Below are 9399 nucleotides of genomic sequence, written 5' to 3'. Positions count from 1 at the left end.
GCTACTTTAACAAATGTAGATAGTAGTAAACAAGAAAGCTTTGGAAAAAAAGCAATGTACGAAGTTACAAAAGAAGGCTTGAAAAAAGTAGAAAAAATTCCAGAAGTAACAATTTTAGATGGAAATCAATTTGCATGGTCAATGAAAGGGATTAGTGATTTTGAGTTTGCTAAAATCAATTTCAATAAGTCGACAGAAGAAATGCATATTGACTTAAAAGCAGGCGTACCGCATCATTATTTTAATGAAACATATGCGAGTATTAAAGTACAAAATGCATCAGGCAAAGTAGTATATAATAAAGACATTTATGGAAACAAACAACAAAATGCCGAATCGAAAAAAGTTCCAGTTAAAGTAGGAGATTATATTGAGTTAACACATCAAGAAGGTGTGCATAGAGCTACTTTAACAAATGTAGATAGTAGTAAACAAGAAAGCTTTGGAAAAAAAGCAATGTACGAAGTTACAAAAGAAGGTCTGAAGAAAGTAGAAAAAATGCCAGAAACAACGGTTTTAGACGGAAATCAATTTAGTTGGTCGTTAAAAGGATATAGTGATAGAGAAATTGCAAAAGTAAATTATAATAGGATAACAGAGAAAATACAGGTGAATTTAGAAGCAGGCGTACCACATTCTTATTTTAATAATACGTATGCGAGTATCAAAGTACAGAATTCATCCGGTAGTGTTGTGTACAATAAAGAAATAGTGGGAAATAGACAGCAAACTGCTGAAAGCCAAACTGTGCCGGTCAAAGTGGGAGATTATATCGAGTTTACCCATATAGAAGGGGAAGCAGTAAATGAAAAGACACGGGCTAAACTTACTAACCTTGAGAATAATAAACAAGAATATATAGGCAAAAAAAGAATCTATCAAGTTACTTCAACGGGATTAAACAAAATAGATTAACATGAAAAACATTCAAATTTTTAGTTAGATGCTTAATAGTCGTTCATTATGAACGGCTATTTGGCATTTATTTAATATAAAGTGAAATTAATTTTTAAAATATGTATGAGTACTGAGTGATGTTTAGGTGCTGTAGATTTGAGAAAAAAGAAACAGAATAATAAGGTATTTGTTGATAAAGATTCTCTATCATTACAATATTTTACATATTTGGTATGATGTATATGAGTGCTATATATTAAGGGAGGAATGAAAATGAAGAGGTTCATAGCTCATGCAAATGATAATAAGATCTTTAAAAAGTTAGTTTTAATGGTGTTACCAATGGTTCTAATGATAATGATGATAACCCCATCGAATGATGCATTGGCAGCCGTCCAATCAAATGCAAGTTCACTAAAAGGTGTGAATCTATTTAATGGAAGCTGGACTGTTGCTATACAAGCTGCAAATTTACAATATGTGTCTGCTGAACCATCGGGAAATGTAGTAGCAAATCGTAGTGCAATTAATGAATGGGAGAAATTTGAATTAATTCCGACTGGGGAATTATATACGTTTGCTTTAAAAGCGAAAAGTAATGGAAAGTACGTTTCGTTTGAGCCAAATGGTAGAGTAGTAGCAGATCGTACATCAATTGGGGCATGGGAAAAATTTATCTTATATAATGGTGGAGACAATAGGATATATGTATTACAAGCGCTAAGTAATGGTAGATTTATATCAGCAAATGGCGGTAGAGAATTAACTGCTAATAGTTATGTAGCTGGAAGCTGGGAAAGATTTGTTATTGTTTACTTCTAAATTTGGAAGTGTTATGTATCTAGATGATAATGACATGTGTAATTCATATGCATGTCAAATAAAACAAAGAGTTAAGTACTTAATATAAGTGTATATTTAGGTACAAAAAGGACTGCAAGTAATTGTCAGTCCTTTTTGTATGTTAATTAAGTATCTGCTGTGGATGTAATAAGAAGAAAAAGAACCCTATAGGGTTCTTTTTCAAGGCATATTAACCGTAAGGAGAATCATGAAATGCTACTTCAAATCTTTATTAGGGGAAAGATTTTGAAAAAGCTTAACATACATCTATTTTTACATAAATGTAATATATAGTAAATTGATAATATTTATACTTACTATTACTAATATTCAATTAAGATAGTTAACACTATGCTTATAGTGTTAACTGGTGTTTAGTGAAGTATACATTGAGATATCTAGTATTAGATTACAATTTTCAAAAAAGCTAATAGATTTATCATTTCAAATTTTAACTAAGATTTAAACGATTTTAATTGAAATTGGGTGTGTATTAACTCCATACCTATCAACTTAATATATTAAATGCCCTCATAACAAAATTTTTCTTTCTACAGTTATTTATGTAAATTTAGCTTATTTTTTGTTTGGGGACTAATTCTTAAATACAGTCCTCATGCTGGTATTCTTCACAAATATTTAGATATTGATAGTAGGATACTAAACCGATTGATTTCGAAAATTCCATATCTTATACTTTTTGAAAAGTATAAGGTACGGAAATTGTCCTATGATTTCTACTGATTTTTATCCGTAACAATCTTTTGTACGGATCTATGCTCTACATCAACTAAAATTTTGTTTTTCCAATTTCCTTCTGTTTTTCCAACTCTATCAATATTTATGTTTATAGTTAAAGAATTAGGGAATTTTTCTCCTTGAAGTTCTTCAAAAACTACTGCTCCTTCTGGTTTATCATGAAAAGCCAGCGCAGTTTCATAAGCTTTTCCTGTTGCATCAGTTAAGTAAAACATACCAATATCCGGTGCATTTGGATTACCAATTCGATCCTTTTGATAGCTGTCTAGATTATTGTTACTAAGAAAACGCAATTCACTTACAGTATTAAATTTTTCATTCTTATACGTTGGACTTGCCACTTGCTTACCTTTTTCTTTACCACTGGATATGATATGCAATCCATTTGTATTAAATTCATACGGAATTATTAATCCATCTTGTTGTTCAAATCGGTAGTAAACAAGTATTTTATCCTCTTGGATTAACATTTCTTTTAAATGAAGCGTAATTCCTTGATCTGTTATTTTTTGATCCAAAGGTATAGATTTTCCCGCTGCTGCATACTTTCTAACTTGATCAGTAATCATGTCATTCAATTTTAATTGAGGTTGCGTAAAATAAGAGTTATTTAGTGCCATTGTACTAGTTGGTATAATGATAGCTGCCGCTAAACCTGTTATTAATAATTTCTTTTTCAATTTCTTTTTATTCTCCCTCTTGTGAATTTGCGTAAATGAGTGATATGCACGCTCTTTAACTTCTTTAGGAACTTCTTGTTTCATTTCTTTTTTTAATTCATTTGAAAATGACATTTGATTTATATTCCTCCTCATCAATTTCAATATTAGATTGATTCCGAATTTTTTCTAACGCTCTATGAATTCTAGACCTTACCGTACCTATAGGGATTTGTAATAATTCCGCAATTTCTTCATATGTATAATCGTGATAAAAACGATACACTATCACAACTCTAAATTTGAACGGCAATTCTTGAATCAATGTTAGCAATTCCTTTTGTGTTTCCTTTTCAAGTAATAGTTTTTCTGGGATTTCTACAACTGACTCCTGCATTGAATGCTGTTTTTCAAATAAACGCATCCTTTTCCAAACTTGTTTTCGCCATTGACTAATTTGTTTATAGACAATGCCATTCACCCAAAATAAAAAAGGTCTAGATTGATCATATTTTGAGATGGATTTCCATAGTTGAAAGTAAACCTCATTTACAATTTCATTTGTATCATGACTATTTTTAACTATGGCAAATACGGTGTCATATATCCTCTGATTTGTTAAATCAAATATATATTCAAAAGCTTCTTCGTCACCGGATAACAGACGGTCTATCCATGTGCTTATGTTGTCATTACTAGCCAAACAGGCACCCTCCTTAAAATTGATTTCACTATATATTGGACAGTAATCAAGATAAAGTTCCAATTTTGATAAAAAAATATATTTTTTTATCTTCTCTTAAGACGTATATAGAATACGTAGATTTTTAAAGAATTTACACTGGACCTTTAGAAAAAAGAGAAAATCTCATATGAAATTAAACCTATATAATCTTAGCTTGATGGGCATGTGTATTAACTCGTGTAAGCTAAATAAAAGTAAATAAAATAAAAAAGGACCCTGTAAAAAATACAGGGTCACAGGGTTAAGGGAACGCATAGTTTCTTAAAATCATAATAGCATATATTTTTTGTATAGCTATATGAGGATTTTGACCAAAATAAGAACAAGACAGAAAATCTTTAAGAAAGCAAATTTAGTGCTGGAAAATTGATTTGGAATTAAAATATTAACATGTTGATATAGATGAGCCCTCTTGAGCACCGTGATCAAAATGTCTTTTAATTAGAGGTTTGGGTTAGTGAGATAATTAAATCTTCCTGAAAAAGAAAAATGTTTTTTTAGATTAAAAGAAGAAAAGACACCATTCGGGTGTCTTTTCTTTTGGTATACAGCTCACATATTGTTGAATTAGATACGAAACCATAATTCGACTATGAAATAAACAACATAAGAAATTTTAACATAATCTGGACTGAGCAGAATATGTAATAGTGCATTTTTAGTTTTCATTTGGTTTATTGGATAGAGAACAGCAATATAAATAAAAAAGGGCATGCAGTCGTATCTGTCGCCCTTTTTTAGGAGGAATTTAAGACACCAATAGGACACGTATTGGTAAAAAGGCTCAAAAATAGTATATGTAAAAAGAAAATGTCCTATACCAAAAGTGGACTGAGCTTTATCTTTTTTACTTATTCAAAATCTAATTCCGTCCTTTTCAAAATCAGTAAAGCGAACGTATGGTTTGGAATGAAATTAGAAAAAGTATACATGAAACTGGCAGACAACAATTTTGTCGCCTGCCAGTGCCAATGGACTGAATGCGTTAGTCAATTACTATAAATTACTATCTCATTACCAGAAGAGTGAAGCCGCTAGTTCAAACGGCTTAAATCTAGTTTGCCTGATAAAGAAAAAATTATGAGTAAAAATTTTGTTTGCTCTATATGAAAAGATAAATAGATATTCATCAGACAAGGATAATACAGCATACCTTGAATAGTGTGTAGGAACGAATTAAGGAAAAGAATGTTTATTAAGGAAGGGACTGAATCAGTAGTGGGAATTTCGGACAGGATTTGGGGAGCCGTGGCTGTCTTAGGCATTGCGACTAATATCGTTGCTTGTATAATGGCAGTATAAATTCAAAAATATGAGCTAATGATAAACTGCCTTACAAATATTTTATTTTTAATTATTATAGCTATAACGTTTATCAAGATGAAAATTAACAAGTGGGTGGCATTAGGATTTACGTTAGTTGTAATAGAAAAAGGTATTAAGGCAGGTTATGACTTCTACACACATGATTACTATGGTGTCAGTTGGAGTTTAGCTATCATTGCCTATTGCATATATTGTATTTTCGTTAAAGCAAGGCATTATTCTCTCATAAAAAGGAATCACTAGAACAATATGTGATTCCTTTGAGAAATGCTATTAAATCTAAGACTAATTTCTAATGGTCCCAGTATCTTTTATTTTGACGTGTGTCTTTACATTTATTTTAGCCTTTGCTAACGCTTGCAACCAATCTCCTTTTACTTTTTTCCATTCTTTATATTGAAAAGCTCTAGCATATAGGGATAATCCGATTGGATCAATTTTATTCTGCTGTATTTGATTCAACATATTTTGTAAATTATTATTAATTTCTTTTTGAATAGCACTTTTTAAATTATTTATATTTGTTTTATTATCATAGTGCCCCTTAATTAAATTCGCATTGGTTTTTTCTATTAAAGCTACATTAGCATATATATTGAAATTAAATATAAACTTTCCGTTTTGAAAATCAACATCTACTTTCCTTGTCGCGTTCTGTACGAAGATAGAGGTGTTTGTTTTTTTGTTGGACTTTTTAGGAGGAAGCGCAAGGTGTAGTATCATTCGGCCGTTACTTTTTGGCTTATTAATAAGATTGAAAAATTTAACATCTTTTTTAGGGATATGAGTTAAATATTTCCCTTTTCGATTTAAAAATGCAATTCCTACTGTGTCGATTTCATTCTTTGTTTTTTTGATAATTGGAACAGCTTGCGTCATTCCTTCTTCATTTTGTTCTCTCATTAATTGTTGAATTGTAGAAGAGACGGATTGGTTATTTTGAATTGAGGATTCGATTACACCATTTATATAAGATGAAAGTGATGGTTTACTAGGCTTATGAATTTTAAAAATTTCTTCTGTAGGTCCATCTACAAGTACTACTTTAGTATTAATGGTAGCGTAAGGATCACGGTATGACGAATCAAGCTCCTGCAACCAATTTGCTTCTTGCGCTAATTTTTTCCCAATTAAAATGATTTCAGCTTTGGAAGCTGTCATATAGCCAGTTAATTTCGTATCTATCTTACTGAATCCAGTATATACAGTTGATGCATGTGTCCAATGTTCTATAGTACTTTTTTGCTGTTTATGATGAAAGAGTGGTATGCTTGTTCCAACTTTTATGTCTCCATTAGGGGTTTTATCCAAGCCAATTAACAGGATTAATGAAACCTTCTCAAGAGGAATTCTCTGACTACAACCAATTATATATACACAACAAATTACAATCCATATCCATTTTCGAATCAAAGTTGCTTCCTCCTAATAATCCAAGTAAAAAGAATACTGTAAGAGAAAAATAAGATTGGTAATAGAATAAAGAAAACGACATTTAAGATATCCATAAGAGAATATATAAACAAATATTGATCTACATCGGGATTTAGGAAAATAAATATGCCAACTATAAATAACATAAAAGCAAGCAGCGCCCAATTGCGGGTGTTTTTTGGAAGTGAAATGGTCACAGATTCAAAACTGAAAAATAAATACGGATATATCGTAGTGGAAAATACAATTAAATAGTAAGCGATATATATAATTTCTAATCGTTCCATGAATGAAAAACGAACCCCTTTTAACAGATGAAATACTGGCCAGATTACGTCTTTTATCCCCTCCGGACTAAAGTATATATAAGAAAGAATAGTCACATATAGATAGAAAAACATAGTTCCAGTATTCGCAATTAGTAGTCCTTTTATGGCTTTTTGTTTTCTTTGTAAGAACGGGTATATATAATATGCAATTTCTAAGCCAGCATAAGGAGTAATGGTTTCTTTTGTTGCCTTTACAATAGGGTATAATCCATCTTTAAAAATAGGTAGTAGGTGTAAAGGGTTGTAGTTAGTCTGTAGTGAAAAAAGAAGAAATAGTGGCATCCAAGTAGTGAAGAAGAAAACAAGCATAGAATAACTAGTAAGAGCCCTTAACCCACTCAGGGCTAAAATAATAAAAGGTAATAGTAATAATATGGTGATTTGATAAGCAGGAGTGGAAGGGAATATCCACACTTTTACAATATCAGTTGCCTTTAATAAAGTATTAAAGCCAGCAAAAAATAGATAAAAGGCATATAAAAGAAAAAGAATTGTCCCTATCCATTTACCAAAATATCTTTTTAAGATTTGTGAGAAATTTTTGTTAGGATTTTTTTGTAACATTAATATAATAAATACGCCGATTATAGAAGTAACTATCCATCCAAGAATGATGGAAATCCAGCCATCTGTGCCAGCTGTAGTAGCAAGTGGACTTGGCATAATTAACATACCTGATGCTAGTTGCAGTGAATGAATGAAAATAATAAATTCGAATAAAGTTAGGTTTTGAAATTTAAGATTCCCCATGCGAACCACCTTCTTTTTTCTTTTTTTGTTTCGGCTGTCCTGTACTCGAGCGGGTGGTAATCATAGAAATAGGAAATCTTACAAAAGAATCTTTTAATTCTTTGAGCCGAAATGGCGCGATTGGCAATCCGTATGGTGAACCATAGGAAGTTAGTGAAACAAAATGAGCGAATAAGAGCATTAATCCACTAACAATACCTACAATCCCATAAAAGTATGCCAATAACATCATTGGAAAACGAATAAGGCGTATAGAACTTGATAAATCATAATTAGAAACAATAAATGATGCAATGGCTGTAATCGATACGATAATAACCATAACGTTACTCACAAGACCAGCTTGAACAGCAGCCTGTCCAATTACAATCCCTCCAACAATTCCTATAGTTTGTCCAATGGGTTGTGGTAAGCGAATACCAGCTTCACGTAGCATTTCTAGTGTGATTTCCATTATAAAAGCTTCCAATAAGGGAGAGAAAGGGACTTTGACTCTTGACGTTGCAATAGAAGTGTATAAATCTATAGGAATGATTTCAAAGTGAAAAGAGACTATAGCAATATAAAATGCCGGTAAAAAAATAGCTATAATAAATCCTGCAAATCGTAATAGGCGAAAAAAAGATGCAATGAGCCAATGAATATTATAATCATCTGGAGTTTGAAAAAATCCAATTAAATTCATTGGAACAATCATTGCACCAGGGGATCTATCCATTAACACTGCTACTTTCCCATCAAGTAAATGATTTGAAATGGCATCTGGGCGTTCGCTTAAATAAGCCTGTGGAAAAGGAGTCCAATTTTGATCTTTTGTATAATTAGATAGTTCTCCAATGCTCAATACCGCATCCGTTTTAATTTTACAGATTCTAGTTTCTATTTCTTGGACAACATCTGCGTTTGCTACATCACCTAAGTAAATTAAATAGACTAATGAAGTTGCTCGTTCTCCAATCGTCAGCTTTTTGATTTTTAACTCTGTAGAAGGAAGATATCGACGAATTAAGCCTATATTTTTTGTGGCATTCTCAATAAATCCATCATGTGAGCCTTTAATAGTAACTTCTGAAATTGGTTCTTGAATTGCTCTTTCTGCCCAGCCTTTTGTATTTATTAGAAGTGACCGCTTTTCTCCTTCCATAAATAGAACACATTGACCTTCAAGTAATCCTTCTTTAATTTCATTCCATGTATAAACTATTTTGGTATGAGTAGCAATAATATTAGAATTAAATATTTGGCTGTCCTCATTTACTTTTTGTAATAATGGTGTAACAACATTTCCTTTTAAAGCGACACCATCTGTCAGCCCTTCAAAATAATATAGTAAAATATTCGTGTTTGTTTTTAATTGCAAAGGATGTTCGATTAAATCTGCACTAATATCAAAGATATTTTCTAATGTATTTTTAAGCTCTTCTAAGTTACTTGTTTGGATCTTTTCAATGTTTTTATCTGTTTTAGTTTCTAAGGTCTCTTCATTTAAGGACAAAATTGACACCTCTTTAATATATAACGATTAGTTGTATTTATTATTTTTATATGATGGAATTTTATTCATAAATTTAAACAAATTTGGAATGGAAATTAATAATTGAGAGTAAAAAAGTAGAGGGAATTTGTGTGGAAATCTAAGTATCAAGATAGAATTGAA

General features: G+C 31.2%; 8 protein-coding genes. 3 read left to right on the top strand and 5 right to left on the bottom strand.

Going from position 1 to position 9399, the window contains the following annotated elements:
• Both AC1Q8N_RS03990 and AC1Q8N_RS03985 read left to right on the top strand, forming a co-directional pair.
• The coding region (locus tag AC1Q8N_RS03990) for a putative mucin/carbohydrate-binding domain-containing protein (RefSeq protein ID WP_493521082.1) at nucleotides 1–915 on the top strand (915 nt) is incomplete at its 5' end.
• A 255-nt stretch (nucleotides 916–1170) separates the two neighbouring features.
• Nucleotides 1171–1719: a fascin domain-containing protein gene (locus tag AC1Q8N_RS03985; RefSeq protein WP_048546917.1), complete on the top strand. Its 549-nt coding sequence runs from the start codon at nucleotides 1171–1173 to the stop codon at nucleotides 1717–1719.
• Between the two features lie 758 nt (nucleotides 1720–2477).
• Here the strand turns inward: AC1Q8N_RS03985 and AC1Q8N_RS03980 are convergent.
• A complete protein-coding gene (locus AC1Q8N_RS03980; protein WP_098077068.1) occupies nucleotides 2478–3293 on the bottom strand; it encodes a DUF4179 domain-containing protein in 816 nt (271 codons plus the stop codon).
• Complete coding sequence (locus tag AC1Q8N_RS03975) at nucleotides 3277–3861, bottom strand: sigma-70 family RNA polymerase sigma factor (protein WP_000157852.1); 585 nt, start codon at nucleotides 3859–3861, stop codon at nucleotides 3277–3279. The genes AC1Q8N_RS03980 and AC1Q8N_RS03975 overlap by 17 nt, the downstream gene beginning before the upstream one ends.
• A 1344-nt stretch (nucleotides 3862–5205) precedes the next feature.
• On the opposite strand from AC1Q8N_RS03975, the gene AC1Q8N_RS03970 reads away from it, so the two are divergent.
• Nucleotides 5206–5472 (top strand): hypothetical protein, encoded by a 267-nt coding sequence (locus AC1Q8N_RS03970; RefSeq protein ID WP_240519144.1) that lies wholly within the window; start codon nucleotides 5206–5208, stop codon nucleotides 5470–5472.
• A gap of 42 nt (nucleotides 5473–5514) precedes the next feature.
• Here the strand turns inward: AC1Q8N_RS03970 and AC1Q8N_RS03965 are convergent, their stop codons facing one another.
• Genes AC1Q8N_RS03965 through AC1Q8N_RS03955 form a run of 3 tightly spaced genes read right to left on the bottom strand, consistent with a single transcriptional unit; the run spans nucleotide 5515 to nucleotide 9237 of the window.
• The gene (locus AC1Q8N_RS03965) at nucleotides 5515–6642 is read right to left on the bottom strand and encodes a Ger(x)C family spore germination protein (RefSeq protein ID WP_098123808.1); all 1128 of its coding nucleotides are present in this window, start codon (nucleotides 6640–6642) and stop codon (nucleotides 5515–5517) included.
• Nucleotides 6639–7742 (bottom strand): GerAB/ArcD/ProY family transporter, encoded by a 1104-nt coding sequence (locus AC1Q8N_RS03960; protein WP_098077077.1) that lies wholly within the window; start codon nucleotides 7740–7742, stop codon nucleotides 6639–6641. Before AC1Q8N_RS03960 ends, AC1Q8N_RS03965 begins: the two co-directional genes overlap by 4 nt.
• Entirely contained in the window at nucleotides 7729–9237 is a 1509-nt protein-coding gene (locus tag AC1Q8N_RS03955; RefSeq protein WP_431098709.1) for a spore germination protein, read from the bottom strand. The genes AC1Q8N_RS03960 and AC1Q8N_RS03955 overlap by 14 nt, the downstream gene beginning before the upstream one ends.
• Nucleotides 9238–9399: the final 162 nt, after the last annotated feature.

The sequence above is a fragment of the Bacillus sp. GW823-FHT06B01 genome (assembly GCF_058952315.1).
Note: the sequence above shows the minus strand (reverse complement) of the source record. Positions and strands in the feature narration are given on the sequence as shown.